The sequence below is a fragment of the Microvirga sp. Mcv34 genome (genome assembly GCF_024519725.1).
In the GTDB taxonomy this organism is placed as follows: Bacteria; Pseudomonadota; Alphaproteobacteria; order Rhizobiales; family Beijerinckiaceae; genus Microvirga.
Map to the genome: position 1 here is coordinate 1 of NZ_JALJRK010000094.1, position 15,731 is coordinate 15,731.

The 15,731-nt window shown below is 64.0% G+C and carries 19 protein-coding genes; 10 read left to right on the forward strand and 9 right to left on the reverse strand.

Going from position 1 to position 15,731, the window contains the following annotated elements:
- Positions 1–283: 283 nt before the first annotated feature.
- Both aroC and ribB read left to right on the forward strand, forming a co-directional pair.
- Positions 284–1,399, forward strand: coding sequence for a chorismate synthase (gene aroC, locus OC446_RS25995; protein ID WP_262031895.1), 1,116 nt, complete (start codon positions 284–286; stop codon positions 1,397–1,399).
- Between the two features lie 231 nt (positions 1,400–1,630).
- A complete protein-coding gene (ribB, locus tag OC446_RS26000) occupies positions 1,631–2,920 on the forward strand; it encodes a 3,4-dihydroxy-2-butanone-4-phosphate synthase (protein WP_262031896.1) in 1,290 nt (429 codons plus the stop codon).
- A 91-nt stretch (positions 2,921–3,011) separates the two neighbouring features.
- On the opposite strand, the gene OC446_RS26005 is transcribed toward ribB, so the two are convergent.
- Positions 3,012–3,953, reverse strand: coding sequence for a histone deacetylase family protein (locus OC446_RS26005; RefSeq protein ID WP_262031897.1), 942 nt, complete (start codon positions 3,951–3,953; stop codon positions 3,012–3,014).
- A gap of 196 nt (positions 3,954–4,149) precedes the next feature.
- Between OC446_RS26005 and OC446_RS26010 the strand changes: the two genes are divergently transcribed.
- Positions 4,150–4,737, forward strand: a complete 588-nt coding sequence (locus OC446_RS26010; protein WP_262031898.1) for a L,D-transpeptidase — start codon at positions 4,150–4,152, stop codon at positions 4,735–4,737.
- A 63-nt stretch (positions 4,738–4,800) separates the two neighbouring features.
- On the opposite strand, the gene OC446_RS26015 is transcribed toward OC446_RS26010, so the two are convergent.
- The 3 genes from OC446_RS26015 to OC446_RS26025 all read right to left on the reverse strand — a co-directional run bounded on the left by OC446_RS26015 (position 4,801) and on the right by OC446_RS26025 (position 6,558).
- Complete coding sequence (locus tag OC446_RS26015; RefSeq protein ID WP_262031899.1) at positions 4,801–4,989, reverse strand: hypothetical protein; 189 nt, start codon at positions 4,987–4,989, stop codon at positions 4,801–4,803.
- A gap of 227 nt (positions 4,990–5,216) precedes the next feature.
- Complete coding sequence (locus OC446_RS26020) at positions 5,217–6,062, reverse strand: patatin-like phospholipase family protein (RefSeq protein WP_262031900.1); 846 nt, start codon at positions 6,060–6,062, stop codon at positions 5,217–5,219.
- 7 nt (positions 6,063–6,069) lie between these two features.
- The gene (locus OC446_RS26025; protein ID WP_262031901.1) at positions 6,070–6,558 is read right to left on the reverse strand and encodes a MarR family winged helix-turn-helix transcriptional regulator; all 489 of its coding nucleotides are present in this window, start codon (positions 6,556–6,558) and stop codon (positions 6,070–6,072) included.
- 253 nt (positions 6,559–6,811) lie between these two features.
- On the opposite strand from OC446_RS26025, the gene OC446_RS26030 reads away from it, so the two are divergent.
- From OC446_RS26030 to OC446_RS26040, 3 genes are all read left to right on the forward strand, one after another.
- The gene (locus OC446_RS26030; protein ID WP_262031913.1) at positions 6,812–8,005 is read left to right on the forward strand and encodes a YjgN family protein; all 1,194 of its coding nucleotides are present in this window, start codon (positions 6,812–6,814) and stop codon (positions 8,003–8,005) included.
- A 371-nt stretch (positions 8,006–8,376) separates the two neighbouring features.
- A complete protein-coding gene (locus OC446_RS26035) occupies positions 8,377–9,096 on the forward strand; it encodes a M48 family metallopeptidase (protein ID WP_262031902.1) in 720 nt (239 codons plus the stop codon).
- Entirely contained in the window at positions 9,096–9,875 is a 780-nt protein-coding gene (locus OC446_RS26040) for a DUF1499 domain-containing protein (RefSeq protein ID WP_262031903.1), read from the forward strand. Before OC446_RS26035 ends, OC446_RS26040 begins: the two co-directional genes overlap by 1 nt.
- On the opposite strand, the gene OC446_RS26045 is transcribed toward OC446_RS26040, so the two are convergent.
- A complete protein-coding gene (locus tag OC446_RS26045; RefSeq protein WP_262031904.1) occupies positions 9,876–10,787 on the reverse strand; it encodes an MBL fold metallo-hydrolase in 912 nt (303 codons plus the stop codon).
- A gap of 273 nt (positions 10,788–11,060) precedes the next feature.
- Between OC446_RS26045 and OC446_RS26050 the strand changes: the two genes are divergently transcribed.
- The gene (locus OC446_RS26050) at positions 11,061–11,669 is read left to right on the forward strand and encodes a biotin transporter BioY (RefSeq protein ID WP_262031905.1); all 609 of its coding nucleotides are present in this window, start codon (positions 11,061–11,063) and stop codon (positions 11,667–11,669) included.
- Positions 11,670–11,755: 86 nt separating this feature from the next.
- Here OC446_RS26050 and OC446_RS26055 read toward each other — a convergent pair whose 3' ends face one another.
- Entirely contained in the window at positions 11,756–12,046 is a 291-nt protein-coding gene (locus OC446_RS26055; protein WP_262031906.1) for a hypothetical protein, read from the reverse strand.
- A 173-nt stretch (positions 12,047–12,219) separates the two neighbouring features.
- Between OC446_RS26055 and OC446_RS26060 the strand changes: the two genes are divergently transcribed.
- Positions 12,220–12,918 carry a hypothetical protein gene (locus OC446_RS26060; RefSeq protein WP_262031907.1) on the forward strand — a complete coding sequence of 233 codons (699 nt, stop codon included), beginning with the start codon at positions 12,220–12,222 and terminating at the stop codon, positions 12,916–12,918.
- Positions 12,919–12,979: 61 nt separating this feature from the next.
- On the opposite strand, the gene OC446_RS26065 is transcribed toward OC446_RS26060, so the two are convergent.
- Positions 12,980–13,381 carry a DoxX family protein gene (locus OC446_RS26065; RefSeq protein WP_262031908.1) on the reverse strand — a complete coding sequence of 134 codons (402 nt, stop codon included), beginning with the start codon at positions 13,379–13,381 and terminating at the stop codon, positions 12,980–12,982.
- Positions 13,382–13,984: 603 nt separating this feature from the next.
- On the opposite strand from OC446_RS26065, the gene OC446_RS26070 reads away from it, so the two are divergent.
- Positions 13,985–14,308 carry a hypothetical protein gene (locus OC446_RS26070; RefSeq protein ID WP_262031909.1) on the forward strand — a complete coding sequence of 108 codons (324 nt, stop codon included), beginning with the start codon at positions 13,985–13,987 and terminating at the stop codon, positions 14,306–14,308.
- Between the two features lie 419 nt (positions 14,309–14,727).
- The gene (locus OC446_RS26075; protein ID WP_262031910.1) at positions 14,728–15,054 is read left to right on the forward strand and encodes a hypothetical protein; all 327 of its coding nucleotides are present in this window, start codon (positions 14,728–14,730) and stop codon (positions 15,052–15,054) included.
- On the opposite strand, the gene OC446_RS26080 is transcribed toward OC446_RS26075, so the two are convergent.
- Positions 15,051–15,278 carry a hypothetical protein gene (locus tag OC446_RS26080; protein WP_262031911.1) on the reverse strand — a complete coding sequence of 76 codons (228 nt, stop codon included), beginning with the start codon at positions 15,276–15,278 and terminating at the stop codon, positions 15,051–15,053. The two genes, OC446_RS26075 and OC446_RS26080, sit on opposite strands and share 4 nt — an antisense overlap.
- Before the next feature lie 107 nt (positions 15,279–15,385).
- Positions 15,386–15,595 (reverse strand): cold-shock protein, encoded by a 210-nt coding sequence (locus OC446_RS26085; RefSeq protein WP_262031912.1) that lies wholly within the window; start codon positions 15,593–15,595, stop codon positions 15,386–15,388.
- Between the last annotated feature and the right edge of the window lie 136 nt (positions 15,596–15,731).

Consider the following 15,731-nt stretch of genomic DNA (forward strand, 5'->3'; position numbering starts at 1 on the left):
ACGGTCCTGCCCGCCGGTCACGCAGCCGGCGCCAGGAGGCCCTTGGCAGCCTTGTGCTGGCCCAAGTCTAAACGCCTAAAAGAACCGTGCGCGAAGCAGCCGACCGGCTCTTCCATTGACCTATACAGCGAGCCGGACGGCCCGTCGCGCCACCCTCGACCCTGCAGGCTCGCAGCGCAAGCTGCGGGCCCACAGGTGCTGGCTCTTTGACAGGCGGATATGGCATCGCGCGTGACACCGGGGCGCTTTGGTTTTAAGACGCGCTGAACATCGAAGAAGCGCCATGTCCCACAATACCTTCGGCCACCTGTTCCGCGTCACCACCTTCGGCGAGAGCCATGGGCCCGCCCTGGGCTGCGTGGTGGATGGCTGCCCGCCCATGATCCCGCTCGAAGCCGCCGAGATCCAGGCGGAGCTCGACCGTCGCCGTCCGGGCCAGTCGCGCTTCACCACGCAGCGCCAGGAGCCGGACCAGGTGAAGATCCTGTCGGGCGTGTTCGTCGACGAGCGCACGGGGCGGCAGGTGACCACCGGGACGCCGATCGCGCTCCTGATCGAGAACGTGGACCAGCGCTCCAAGGATTACTCCGAGATCAAGAATTCCTACCGGCCGGGGCATGCGGATTTCACCTATGACGTGAAATACGGCATCCGCGACTATCGCGGCGGCGGGCGCTCCTCGGCCCGCGAAACCGCCGCCCGCGTGGCGGCGGGCGCCATCGCCCGCAAGGTTTTGCCCGGAATCACCATCCGGGGCGCGCTCGTGCAGATGGGGCCGCATGCCATCGACCGGGGCAACTGGGACTGGGACGAGGTGGCGCGCAACCCGTTCTTCTGCCCGGACGCGAAGGCGGCCCAGTTCTACGAGGAATATCTCGACGGCCTGCGCAAGGACGGCTCCTCCATCGGGGCGGTCCTGGAGATCGTGGCCGAGGGTGTGCCGGCGGGCCTCGGTGCGCCGATCTACGGCAAGCTCGATTCCGATCTAGCCTCGGCGCTGATGTCCATCAACGCGGTCAAGGGCGTGGAGATCGGCGACGGCTTCGCGGCCGCCTCCCTGCGCGGCGAGGAGAACGCCGACGAGATGCGTCCCGGCAACCAGGGGGCTCCTACCTTCCTGTCGAACCATGCGGGCGGTGTCCTCGGCGGCATCTCCACCGGACAGCCCGTGGTGTGCCGCTTCGCCGTAAAGCCGACTTCCTCGATCCTCACCCCCCGGTCGAGCGTCACCCGCACGGGCGGCGAGGCGGAGGTGCGGACCAAGGGCCGTCACGATCCCTGCGTGGGCATCCGGGCGGTGCCTGTCGGCGAGGCGATGGTCGCGTGCGTCCTGGCCGACCACCTCCTGCGCCACCGGGGCCAAGTGGGGCAGGGTGCGTCCTGGCCGTTCGAGGCTTGAGGCGGATCTGCGAAGTGTAGCAACGCGAGGAAAACACTCGCACATCATGGCCGGCCTTGTGCCGGCCACCTCGATACAGTGAAGCACGACGTCTCACACAATCGGGATCACCGGCCCAAGGCCGTTGATGACGTGAGAAGCGGTTCTTAAACCAAACTCAAAGCATTTCTTCACAGACTGGATTGCAGATTTTAGTTTTACTAAAATCGGATCATCGGCTATTCCACCAGTATGAAACTGGCCGAATGGTTGTCCCGCAATGGCATGTCCCGCGTCGCGTTCGCGCGCCGGATCGGCGTGACCCCTGGGGCCATTACGCAGATGTGCAATTCCGAACAGGCCTGGCTCTCGCGCGACACCGCCGAGCTGATCGCTCGCGAGACCCGCGGGGCCGTCACGCCCAACGACTTTCTGCCCGAATCCGCCAAGGAGACATGGATGTCCCACTCCGTTACCGAAGCCATCGAGGCTTTCGCCCGTGGTGAAATCGTCATCGTGACCGATGACGACGACCGTGAGAACGAGGGCGACCTCATCGTCGCCGCCTCCCTCTGCACGCCGGAGAAGATGGCCTTCATCATCCGCAACACCTGCGGCATCGTCTGCGCGCCGCTCACCGTCTCGGAGGCCCGCCGCCTGCGGCTCGACCCGATGGTGCAGGCGAACGACGCGCCGCTCGGCACGGCCTTCACCGTCACTGTGGACGTGAAGCACGGGCTGACCACGGGCATTTCCGCCGAGCAGCGTTCGAACACCGTGCGGGCGCTCGCCAACAACAATATGGGCGCGGCCGATTTCGTGCGTCCCGGCCACGTCTTCCCGCTGATCGCCAAGGATGGCGGCGTGCTCATGCGCTCCGGCCATACGGAGGCGGCGGTCGACCTGTGCAAGCTCGCGAACCTGCCGCCGGTCGGCGTGATCTGCGAACTCGCCAACGACGACGGTACGGTCATGAAGGGTCCGCAGATCGACGCCTTTGCCGAGACACACAATCTCAAGCGCATCTCGGTCGCCGATCTCATCGCCTACCGTCAGGCGCGGGAAAAGCTCGTCGAGCGGATCGCCACCTTCCCGGTCGAAACGCAATGGGGCTCGTTCACGGGCCACGCCTATTCGACGCCCTTCGACAGCGTGCAGCACATCGCGCTCGTCCATGGCCGCATCGGCGACGGCACGAACATCCCCGTGCGCCTGCACCGCGCCAACGCGCTCACCGATGTGTTCGAGGGCGGCAAGACGGTGAACGCCGCCCTGCAGCGTTTCGTGAAGGAGGGCCGGGGCGTCCTCGTCTACCTGCGCGACGGTACCGCCGGCGTGCCGACGACCTCGTTCTCCGACAGCGACGAGACGGATTCCGAAGCCATGCGCTCCAGCCAGTGGCGCGAGATCGGCCTCGGCGCGCAGATTCTGCGAGATATCGGCGTCGCGTCGATCCGCAACCTCGCGACCTCGAGCCGCTCCTATGTGGGCCTCAGCGGCTTCGGCATCGAGCTGCTCGGCGAAGAGCCGATCGAGTGTTGAGCTGAGCAGCCTTGTTCAGGCAGCGCGGCAAGTCCTCACGTTATGGCCGGCACCCGGCCGGCCATAACGTGAGCGGGTTGCGATCCCGCGCTCACACCCCCGTCTCGCGTCCCATGAGGGCGTCGAGGTGGAAGGCCGTCGATCTCGCGAGGCCTTCGAGGTCGTAGCCGCCTTCGAGGACCGAGACGATCCGCTGGCCGCAATGGCGCTCGGCCAGCGCCATCAGCTTCTGGGTGGCCCAGGCGAAGTCCGATTCCATCAGGTTCAGGCTCGCGAGGGGATCGCGCCAATGGGCGTCGAAGCCCGCCGAGATGACGATCAGGTCGGGGGCGAAATCGTTGATCCGCGGCAGGATCGCAGTCTCGACCGCCTCCCGGAACGCCTCGCTGCCGTCGCCCGCGTGGAGCGGCGCATTGACGATGGTGCCGTGCTCGCCGGTCTCGGACAGGGCGCCGGTTCCCGGATACAGGGGAGCCTCGTGGGTCGAGCAATAGAGCACGCTGGCATCCGACCAGAAGATGTCCTGCGTGCCGTTGCCGTGGTGCACGTCCCAGTCGAAGATCGCGACCCGCTCGGCGCCGTGGTGCTTCTGGGCATGGCGGGCCGCGATAGCCGCGTTGTTGAAGAAGCAGAAGCCCATGGCCCGCGTGCGCTCGGCATGGTGACCCGGTGGGCGCATGGCCACGAAAGCGTTGGTCGCCCGGCCGGACATGACTTCGTCCACCGCCATCACGGCCCCGCCGGCGCCCCGTAGGGCCGCCTCGTAGGTGCCCGGCGACATCACGGTGTCCTCGTCAATCCTGACTAACCCTTCTCGGGGGCTGATATCCCGCAGCCGGACGATGTAGTCTTTGGGATGGGTGAGCGTCAGGCTCTCCATCTCGGCCATCGGGGCCAGCTCGCGGACGAGCGAGGTGAACCGCTCCTTCTCCAGGGCCCGCTCGATGGCGCGGATGCGGTCGGGGCGTTCGGGATGTCCTATCGGCGTCTGGTGGTCGAGGCTGGCCGGGTGGGAAATGTAAAGCGTGGACATGTGCATTCTTGCGTAAAGGGCCGCCGGAAGTGTCGCAGTGTCACGAGCGGCTGTCTATGTTGTTGCAATGCAACACTCATCGATGCCGAGCCGTGCCATGGTGTGTTTCGATTCGACGAGCTGACCTTCCGGTCTATAAACCCGGCTGAAACGGCCTTCCGTCTTGGCCCGAACTGAGCTTGCAGAGCTTTACACAATGCGCCTTTCCCGTCTGCCCCTTCTTTTGGCAATGATCGCGGCCCTCGCCGGATGTAACTTCAAAGGCGTCCCTGACCCTCAGGTCTCGGCCCGCGATACCGAGTGGATGGCGCAGGTTCCGACTGCGGAAGACGATCCGCGTTACGGCCGGTACATGATCGACGATCCCACGGGCGAAGCCCCGGGCACCATCGTGGTCGATACCAAGGAGCGCCAGCTCTACTACGTGCAGCCCAACAGGAAGGCGATCCGCTACGGCGTCGCCGTCGGCGACGAGGCCTATGGCTGGACCGGCACGGCCACCATCGCTCGCAAGGCGGAATGGCCGGACTGGAACCCGCCGGCGGAGATGAAGGCGCGCTGGCCCCACGTCCAGTACACGAAAGGCGGCCCGGCCAATCCGCTCGGCGCCCGGGCGCTCTATCTCTATGAGGGCAACAAGGACACGCTCTACCGCATCCACGGCACCAACGAGCCCGAGAAGATCGGCCACGCGGTGTCCTCGGGTTGCATCCGGATGCGCAACATCGATGTGATCGACCTCTACAACCGCGTCTCCCTCAACACGAAGGTCATCGTCCGATAAGGCGAGAGATCGTTCGGACATGAAAAGAGCGCCTCGAGGGCGCTCTTTTGTTTTGCAGGCTGGTCAGTCCAGCATCGCTTCCTTGCGCAGGAACGCGGGAAGCTCGGACGTCTTCGGCGGATTCTGCTGCAGCTTGGCGGCCTGAACGGCTGCCGCGAGGGCCGGCAGGGCGACGGCCTTGAAGCTCGGGATGGGACGGGCGGCGCTCTGTTCGTCCGTTCGGGTGTTCTGCTCGGAAACCTGTTGGGTCATGGATCCTCTCCGGAATATTGAGGCTGTTGTCTCAACCTGCGTTTTATGATCCGCTCGCCTGTGACCGCTTTGGGGCAGACCTGTGATCATGTGCTGGCTTGGCAGTAGATGAACTTCTCAAGCTGAATCGATCCTTAACGGTGCAACATTCTAGCGAAATGTGCAGAGCAACACCGCGGCGCAGTCAGAGACGAGCCTTGTGCCGGATCTACTAACGTGAGGTCTTGCTAGACGCCGTGCGCGCCCGCACGCTGGGCGAAGGCCTCTCCGTCCCTCAATCCCATTTCATAGGCCTTGCGAATGCCCGCCGGGTTGGTGATGTCGAACTGCCCGATCGGAACGGGTTCGGAGGGTTGGATGTAGGTGCGGCCCTTCACCTTCGGGAAAGCGCGGTAAAGGCGCGATAGAATCACGAGGGTCTTGCCACCTCGCTCCTCGAACGGGAGGAGGGGTTCCGTCGGCACGTTGTCCACGAGCCCGCCATCGAGGGCCGCCATGCCGCCGATGCGGCCGACCGGCATGAAGGGCGGCACGCTGGCGCTCGCCATCAGGGCGGCCGACAGCTCAGCGGGCGTTGCGAGATCCCGCACCTGGACGAATTCCGGGCGAAATCCGAGGGCCCGGCCGCCGCGCGGATGAACCGGGGAATGCCACTTCTTCTCGATCTGATAGGTTGCGATGCCCAGCGGAATGGCGAGCGACAGGGGCAAGCGGCGCGGCTTGCGGGCCAGTCCGATCAGGATGGTCGGCCCCTGCTTCAGGTGCTCCAGGGCCGTCTCGTCGATGATAGCCTCGATCAGGCTGCGGTACATGAGCGAGACCGGCCAGGGCGAGCCTTCCCGGCGCCAGGCGCGCCATTCGAAATTGCGGCGTCCCAGGCTGCAGCCCTCCGCCACCATCTCGTTCACCCGCCGGCCAAGTCCGAGCAGGCTGTAGCAGGCCGACCAAGCGCCCGCGCTCACGCCGACCACCATCTCGGGCTTTAGGCCGAGCAGGGGCGCGGCCGCCTCCCAGAAGCCGCCCTGCCAGTAGCAGCGGTTGCCGCCGCCCGCGAAGGCTACCGCGTCAAACATCGGGGGCCTATCTAGGTTTGGCGCCGGAAGCGGCTTCCTCGGCCCGCGCCATGTCGCGCCACGCCAGAACGATACGCTCCAGGTCGGCCAAGTCCTGGGCCGGGAGCGTGCCGAGCGTGCGCATCACATAGGCGCGCTGAGCGGCGATCCCGCGATTCGCCAGGTCGCGTCCCTTCGAGGTCAGGTACAGGGCATTGGAGCGTCGGTCGCCTGGGATCGACCGACGCTCGACAAGACCCGCTTCGACCATGCGGTCGAGAAGTCCCGAGACGTTGCCCTTGGTGACGTAGAGCCGTTCCGCCAACTCCTGCTGGCTCATGCCCTCGCGTTCCGTGAGCGTGGAGAGCAGATCGAACTGCGGAATCGAAAGGCCCAATTCCTTCAACTCCGCGGCGACAGCGTTGGTCGCCCGGCGGTTCAGGCGAATGAAGCGAAACCAGATCCGAAGAGGATCGACGGTCTCGGCGGAAGCAGGGGCTGGCGAGAGGGACGTCAAAGGCTTTGCGCTCCAGGTGGCAGCGAATAGTTTACATTCAAACCGTTTGCGCCGTCATCCCTGTTGAGAAGTGCAGGTACCTTTTTCCCTTCTCGCCATGTGGAATTCCCGTGGATACCGTAATGGCGGAAGGGGTGTTACGTTCTAAAGTGTCGTTATCATGTTATGAGAGGCTCTCTCTTGCGAGAAGGCCGATAAAATGACGACCTCGTACGATCCTGGTTTCCGTCTTTCCCCTCGTCACGCCTCTCCCATGGCCTTTTCCGGACGCAGTCGCGATTTCCTCAAGGTCCTGATCGCCGGAAGCCTGTTCCAGATCCCCACCTTCGGGTTCTACCGGTTCTGGATGATCACCAAGCTGCGGCGCCACCTTTGGGCAAATACGCAGATCGAAGGTGAGTCGTTCGAATACACGGGGACGGCGAAGGAACTTCTGATCGGCTTTCTGATCGCCCTGGCGGTGCTCGGGCCGATCTACATCGCCTACTTCATTCTCACCTTCATGGCCGAGGAGCGCTATGCCTTCGCCAGCGTACCCCTGATCCTCATCATGTATGTGCTGGCTCATTTCGGCAGCTATCGGGCGCGTAAGTATCGGGCGAGCCGCACTCTCTTCCGTGGGATCCGGTTCTGGATGAAAGGGTCGGGCTGGGCTTACGCCGGCCGTGCGATCCTGTGGGATATCGCGACCGTGCTGACGCTCGGCCTCGCCCTGCCATGGGCGATGGCCTCCCTGGAAGGCTACCGTATGCGCCACACCTATTTCGGCAATGTTCAAGGTGGCTTTGCCGGGACAGGCTGGTCGCTCTTCAAGCACGGATGGTGGCTTTGGGTGCTCGGCTTGATCGCCCTGATTGTCGGATCCGCTCTGACAGTTCTGACGTCTCCAATCGGGATGATGTTTTTCCCTCATTGGATAGTGGCTCTTGAAGGATTGAAGTTCCTAGGGCCTTTGGTCCTTGTCGTGGCCGGCATAGGGCTTCTGCCTCTTGCGATGGCAATCTTCACGCGGTGGCATATCGATGGATTGCGCTTTGCTGAGGTGTCCATTGCAAGCAAACTTCGACTTAGGACTTTCTACGGCCTGTTCTTTAAACTGATCTCTTCCTCCATCGGCTTTACTATCGCTTTTGCCGTTCTATCCGGCATCACAGCTGCTGTTGCCGGAGTCTTCCTTCAGGACAGCATTGCGGGTCTGCAGGGCGGGGAGATGAACGCGACTACACTGAGCATCGGCATCCTCTTTGCCGTAGCCTATCTGGTCTTTCTGCTCGGCTTCGGCGTCCTTCAACGTTACTTCCTCGGACGCGGCTTATGGGCAGCCGTCGTCACCACGACGGCTGTATCGAACCTTCGTTCGATCGATGCCGTCGTGGCGGCGGGCCAGCCGGCGGGCGTGCTCGGCGAAGGCTTGGCCGACGCGCTCGATTTCAACGTCGGCATATGAGGTGAGCCATGACGGAGGCGGTGTTCTACGATGGGGAGAGTGCCCGGCGCAGGACGGTTGGCCTAAAGGTCACCGCATCCAGCCTCGACATGCATGAGGGAAACGAATGGATAGCATCATGGCCTGTGGGCGCCGTGAGGCGGAAGGAAGCTCCCGATGGCGTCCTGCGACTGACCTGCGAGAGCGGGCCGCCTCTCGCCCGGCTCGACGTTACCGACGCGGCTGATCAGGCTGCCATCCGCCTTCATTGCCGCGATCTCGCAACCGACCATTCCCGGGAACGGACTGGCCAAATTCTGTTCTGGTCGGTCTCCGCGGCAGCCTCCATCCTCCTGTGCGTATTTTATTTGCTTCCCATTCTGGCTGAGCGGTTGACGCCGCTCATTCCGTCCTCTTACGAGCGACATCTGGGAAAGGCGGTCGACAACCAGGTGCGGGCGATCTTCAGCGGCAAGATCTGTGAGAAGGCGCAGGGCCTTGCGGCGATTAAGACACTGACCGAGCGTCTAGGAAAAAACCGGGATTTCCCGCTCGACGTCGATGTCGCGGTGATCGAGTCCAAGGTGCCCAACGCCATCGCGCTGCCCGGCGGCCGGATCTACCTGTTCAGTGCCCTGCTCGACAAAGCCGAATCTACGGACGAGATCGCTGGCGTGCTCGCCCATGAGATGGGCCATGTCGCGCATCGGGACGGGCTTCGCAAGATGATCCAAGCCGGCGGCACCTCTTATCTGCTCGGACTCCTGTTCGGCGACGTGACGGGGGGCGGCGCCATCGTTTTCGTCAGCCGTTATCTCATCGACAGCGCCTATTCCCGCGAGGCCGAGGCAGCTGCGGACGATTTCGCCGCATATAGGATGTCGGCTCTCGGGCGGCCCGCCCATCCCATGGGCCTGTTGCTCAAACGCATCGAAGGCAAGGATGATGTGAAAGGCGGGAACGATTTCAACGTTCCGGCTTTTCTGTCTACCCACCCGGTTACCGATCAACGGCTGAAAGCTTTGGAAAAACAGGTACCGTCCCAACAAGGCGAGCCGCTTCTCAGCCAAGAGGAGTGGCGCGCGCTCAAAGAGATTTGTAAGACGACCTGATGCGCCGTCTCATCATCGAAGAACCGGTCTCCCGCCCGGCGAAATGGTCCCCCGCCCTGGCATCGTTCGCGCTCGTCGTGACTTTGCTCGCGACGCTGCTCATCCGCTTCGGCCGAATCGATTACCCATCGGGCTTCATCGCGCTGGGCGCGGGCATCGCGATCGCGCTCGTGGCGGTCGCCATGTCCCTCTTGGGCTTCGTCCGCATCTGGCAGGAGGGTCGCCGGGGGCTCGGCAGCGCCGTCAAGGGGCTCGTCATCGCGGCGCTCGTTCTCGCCTATCCGGGTTTCATGGCGCTGAAGGCCGCCACCCTGCCGCCGATCACTGATGTCAGCACCGACACGGACGATCCGCCAGCCTTTTCCCGCTCGCGCGCCGCGCTCGTGGTTCGCGACGGGCGCATCCCACCCGATGTCGGGCCCGAAGCGCGCGAGATGCAGCGGGCTTCCTATGTGCAGATCGCGCCGCTTACGCTGGATATCGGTCCGGAGGAGGCCTTCGCCATCGTGGAGAAGGCCGCCCACAATCTCGGCTGGCAGGTGATCGAGGCCGTGCCGCCCGGCGGGCGCATCGGCCTGGGCCGGCTCGAGGCGGTCGCCCGTTCGCGCCTGCTCAAGATGCCGAGCGATATCACGGTCCGGGTCCGCCCGCGCGTCGACGGCACGCGCATCGACATCCGCTCGGCCTCCCGTTTCGGCGGTCACGATCTGGGGGCCAATGCGGGATATATCCGCGACTTCCTCGAAGAGGCCTCGAATCTGGCGATCGCCGTGCGTTGATCAGGCGGGCCGGTATTCGCTGTCCAGGGCGGGAAGGCCCTCGACGCTCGCCTGTCCCTTGGCGACCAGATCTTCCAGGTGCGCGAGGACCGACAGGCCCGCGGCCCCGACCAGGGCCGGGTTCAGGCCCTGGTAGATCGCCGCAACGATCTCAGGGATCGTCCGGTCACCCGCCTTGAGCCGGTTAAGGATCGAGGCCTCGCGCTGGCGTCGGTGATGGATGAGGGCCCGCACGAATCGCTGGGGCTCCTGCACCGGACCCCCATGGCCGGGCCAGTAGAGCGTTTCCTCACGCCCCTTCAGCTTGTCGAGGGAATCCATGAAGGCGCTCATCGATCCGTCGGGCGGCGCGATCACGGTCGTGGACCAAGCCATCACGTGATCGCCGGAAAACAGCGCCTTCTCCTCCGGCAGCACGAAGGCGAGGTGGTTTGCCATGTGCCCGGGCGTCGCGAGCGCCTCCAGGGTCCAGCCGGGACCTTCGACCGCGTCGCCCTCGCGCAGTTCGCGGTCTGGCGCGTAATCCTTGTCGGAGCTCGCTTCCAGCGAATTGACCTCGCCCGAGAACAGGGGACGGGCACTGTGATGTGGTGCGCAGCCGACGATCTCGGCGCCCGTGGCGGCCTTGAGGGCGCAGGCTGCTGGCGAGTGGTCCTTGTGGGTGTGCGTGACAAGGATGTGGGTCACCGTCTCGCCCCCAACGGCGTCGAGCAGCGTCTCGATATGGCCGGGCACATCTGGGCCCGGGTCGATGACCGCGACGTTCCCTGAGCCGACGATGTAGCTGCAGGTCCCGGTGAACGTGATGGGCCCCGGGTTTCGAGCGACGATTCTGCGCACGAGGGGGCTCACGCGCACACATTCGCCCGATTGGGCCGGAGCGCGGATGTCGAAGGTGAGGTCATCGGCCATGCAGGAATCCTCAAGGATGCGATTGGCATCCGGCGCTTCCTAGCGCATCGCGGGGAAAAGTGGGCACCGGTTTTGCGTGAAAAGAGGTGTCAAAACAAAAAGCAAAAGCATCGAGCGGCAAAGTGTATCCGGGCTTTCTAAACGGAAATGGGGTCGATCCGTGTCCACAGCACCGGCAAAGACCCGAACCTTCGCTTGAGGCATGGGCCGGACCTCCTTATAAGGCTTCATGAGCCGCCGCGCGAATGGCGGAACGATCTGGAGATTCAATTCATGACGACCGGCGTCTCTTCGCTGTCTTCTCCGTCGACCCTCGTCGGCCTGCTCTGGCCGTCCCGGGACGATGCCCGCTTCGCGGCCCTCCGCGCCATCGTCCTGATGGCCGTCGGCACGGCGCTCCTCACCCTTTCCGCCAAGGTGCAGGTGCCCCTGCCTTACGTTCCCCTGACCCTGCAGACCCTGGTCGTGCTGCTCATCGGCGCTTCCTACGGCTGGCGCCTCGGCGGCGCGACCGTTGGTCTCTATCTCGTCCAGGGCGCCATGGGCATGCCGGTCTTCGCCGGCCCGACGGCCGGAATCGGCTATCTCATGGGCCCGACCGGCGGCTTCCTCATCGGCTTCCTGGCCGCGGCCGTCGTGATGGGCTTCATGGCCGAGCGCGGTTGGGATCGTTCGCTTCCCCGCGTCATCATCATGATGACCATCGGCCACGCGGTGATCTTCGCCTTCGGCCTCGGCCAGCTGTCGCTGGTCATGCCCTTCGCGAAGGCCTGGACCGTGGGTGCCGCGCCCTTCATGGCGGCAACCCTCGTGAAGACCGCCCTGGCCGTGGCCCTAATGCAGGCGGCCTGGTCCGTGACGCGGCGCGGCGGCAAGGCCTGATCCGGTCCTCGACCTGACGTTCTCCGGAAGCCGCCCTCGGGCGGCTTCTTCTTTTTCGCCGCGGGGTCAGACCAGGCAGACTCCGGTCAGCCGATCGAATGCACCAGCCGCAGCTTGGGCTTGGCCTTCGTGGTGCCGTAGAGGAAGGTGATGTCGGCCCATTCCTCGTCGCCGCCATTGTCCTCGATGCGATAGCCCATCTGCTTGGCGATGGCCTCGACCTGGCTGAGGTTCGTCCGGGCGATCCAGCGCGAGAACTCGCCTAAGCCCTGATCCATCAGCACGGCAATCATGCCAATCTCGACGCCCTGATCGAAATCCTCGCTGCGGCCGGGAAAACGCAGCCGCAGACCGTCATCCAGGTGGATATGTCGCATAACGGGAAGCCCCCAAATCACCCTTTCCGGGTACCTTTTGTTGGAATGTATCAAGGAAAGCCCCGCGCCGGAAGGCGGCATGGAAGCGCATCCGCCGGGTTGATGCGCAAGGCGGAACCGGCCCGGCTGGCCGCTCATTAGCCCTGCGACCGACGTGAAACAGGAGGGCTCCCATGGCCGAACGCAGAATCACCGCCTTCTTCGACACTTACGACGAAGCCGCGCGGGCGGTGCAGCGGCTGGAGGCGGCCCAAGTGCCGAATTTCGAGATCAGCCTCGTGTCCAACAACTTCGACGCTGTCCATACGCATCACGCGACCCGCTCCTTCGACAGGGAGGGATCCCCTCATGAATTCGCCGGAGCCACCGCGGCGGCCGGCACGGTCGCCGGGGCGGGAGCCGGTCTCCTGGCCGGGCTCGGCACGGTGGCCATTCCAGGCTTTGGGCCGGTGATCGCCGCAGGATGGATCGTCTCGACCCTCGTCGGCGCCGGTGCGGGCGCCGCCGTCGGCGGTCTCGCGGGTGCGCTGGTCGATGCCGGGCTCGACGATGAGGAGGCGCAGAACTACGCGGAGGGCGTCCGCCGCGGCGGGGCTCTCGTCACCGTGAAAGTCGACGAGGCGCAAAGGGACAGGGTCGTGCGGATTCTGGACGACGAGGGCGAGATCGAGCCGGGCGAGGAGGCGAGGGAAGCTGCGCGGGAAGCAGACGAGTCTCCGGCGCCTCCGATCGGCGCGGCCGCGTCCACCACCACGGGCTTGACCACTGATCTGATGCCGATCCCCTTCGATGAGGACGACGGCGACCCGACGCTCCACGTCGAACTGGAGGACGAGCGCCTCCGCCGCCCGACGGGCACGAAGCCCGAATAGGAAGACGAGTGAAGATATCTCGTGCCTCTCGCCTTCCGATCGCTTCTGCGGCGCCGAGGCTCTAGCGGCCGGTGCGGAGTGACCGATCCAGGCTCCAAGCGCCGCCGCCGGCTGCGGCGAGGAACAGGAACACGAAGCAGTAGAGGATCGCCGCATCGCCGCCGTTCAGGACGGGGTAGGGGCTTCTCGGAGCATGGGCGATCCAGTAGGCGGCCGCCATGAGGCCCGAGAGCACGAAAGCGACCGGGCGCACGAACAGGCCGGGGATCAGGAGGGCTCCGCCCGCGAGTTCCAGAACACCTGCAATCCAGGGGAGGCTGAACGCCGCCGGTCCGGGATTGGGAGAGGCCGGGAAGCCGAGGAGCTTCTGGGTCCCATGCGCCATGAAGATAAGGGCGGCGACGATGCGCAGAATGCTGAGAAGGCGCGGTGCCCAGACGGTTTCGAGCCGTGTGGTGTTCATCAGGAATCTCCAGGCTTCAGAGGGTAGGATAGGGTGGACGGCTTGGCCAATCCGCCCATGAGCGAAGCCCCGATACAGGTTCGGCTCCGAACTTCCCAGCCTTCAGGGCGAAGCTTCCGGTAACGAGTTGCTTACCACGTTCCCAAGACGGTTTGATCCGGCGCGCGTGTCGGGCGTTTCTCCTACGCCAGCAGAACAGGGGGCTTTCATGACCATCCTCGATCCGAAGACCGGGCAGCTCGTTACCATCGATCTCACCTCCAAGCCGCGTCGCGTGTGACACCTGCGGTCGATGTTCCGTCTACCAGTCGGATGAATCCCCGAAGACTTTTCATCTCCCAATATTTTGATCGCCCACTCCGCTGAACCATCGCGCAGGGCGCCTTATTTGATTTCAGGCAGCACGCGTTCGTGACCTGACGCACATCGCTCCTGTGACAACTTGCCGATGTCCGGAAAGGCCGGAACCCTTGCTGTGCAAAGGCATTGGCTAACAGGAAAGCATTCGACCGAGTGCTGAAGACAGGGGCGGTTGGTCTTCGGTCGATAGCCGCGCCTTGGGCGATCCGCGTTTTTGAAGAATCGAGAGTTAAGGAGAGTCGAATGGCTCTGACAGGACGTTTCAATCTTCGCAAAACCTTTACCGGCCGCATTGTCCTGCAGGTCGAGGAAGAGGTGATGGGCTTCTGGAGCCGGATGTTCGGCAAAGCCAAGCTGCATCGCCGCTGGCGCGACGCGAATGTGCTGGACCTGGCAGCCCCGGAACTGCGCAGCCTGGTCGATCTGCGTTTCCGTCCGCGCTACATGCCCCAAACCAATGAGACCCCGCAGGACTGGCCCAAGGCTCAGCGCCAGCTCGAGGCGGTGCCCGCTCAGACACTTCATTATGAGACCTATCAGGAGGATGGACGCTTCTCGACCCATTGAGGGGCGTCGTCGCAGGGCAGGGCGCCTTGGCGGCCATCGCCTATGTCTCACAGGGGCAAGGCCCTGCGGCTCGATCGACCATTTCAACTGTCAGAAGAATGGTCGGAGTGGCAGGATTTGAACCTGCGACCCCCACGTCCCGAACGGGGCATCCTACCAAACCGGCACCGAGGGAGATGATGAGAAACCAATGCCGCGCAAGGATTTCTCGTCATCCGTCGTCACCGCTCCTGATCTCTGATGCGAGCTGATCACTGACCAATGTTTGGTCGATCTTTGGTCGGTGCGCGGTCTGTTCTATTCAGACAAATTAGCCATAGCCTCAACGAAAGGCCTCGGATCACTTCGAGGCCTTTCCTTTTGGGTCGCTAAACAGACAAGGCAGGGCCCTTGCCGGAAAACTACCGCTTTGTGGTGCGTTGAGGCCGCATGAGCATTCTGCAATTGGACATCGCGACGGACGACCGTGCAGCCCTGAGCAGGCCGCCACCGTCCTGGAGCAGCCCAACTGGATCACCCGACTGTCGGCGCTGGCCGGCAAGCCGGTCGAAATCATCGGCAACCTAACCCCGAAGGTGATCTCGGGGCTGGTCGCACGCTCCAGCCAGAAGGCGTTCCTGGCGGCCTTGCGGCTGGCGATGACGAGCCTGACCGCAAAGCCCCTGTGGCGCAGCGAATTCCTGCACAAGGTGGCGGCTGCAAGCACCGGAGCAGTGGCGGGGCTCATATCCCCCGGGATTCACTAGACCGGTGTGCGTGTAATCTGCTTAATCGGAACGCGTGGGCGGCCGGCTTTCTCCGCAATTGCATTGTCCTGCTCCTCAATGGTTCTCCGGGCCGGCTCATCGCCTTCAAGCCCACCCAGAAGAGCACGGGGGACGCGTCGGTTCGAGCTGCGGGAGCCATCCTCGTAGACAACGTCGAACAGGGCATAGCCGCTCTCGATGGGCTTTGACTTCCTGCGGGCCAATGTTCGTTTTCCTCTCCTTCGATGGGTCGAAATGTTGCATCAGCAAAAACGCAGAGGCCGCCCCATGGTCGGGCGGCCTCTGTCGCAAAGCGGGTCAAAGGCTTGAATCAGGCCGTCTTCAGGTTCCCCGCCGACTCCTTGCCGGTGCGGCGGTCAGACTCGACCTCGTAGGAGATCTTCTGACCCTCCACCAAGCCGCGCAGGCCGGCGCGCTCCAGGGCCGATGCATGGACGAAAACATCCTTGCCGCCGCTGTCAGGCTGAATGAATCCATAGCCCTTTGTTTCATTATACCACTTCACAGTCCCAGTCGCCATTGAATATTCCTTCAGTCCCTTCAGGTGCGCTTGCGCAGGATTATCCTGCCGCGTCTGGCCAACAGGTCAAGACCCCGCCAACTAGTGTTGTGACTCTAACGCTTGTTTCGCACGGGCGACCTTTTCCAGGATCGAT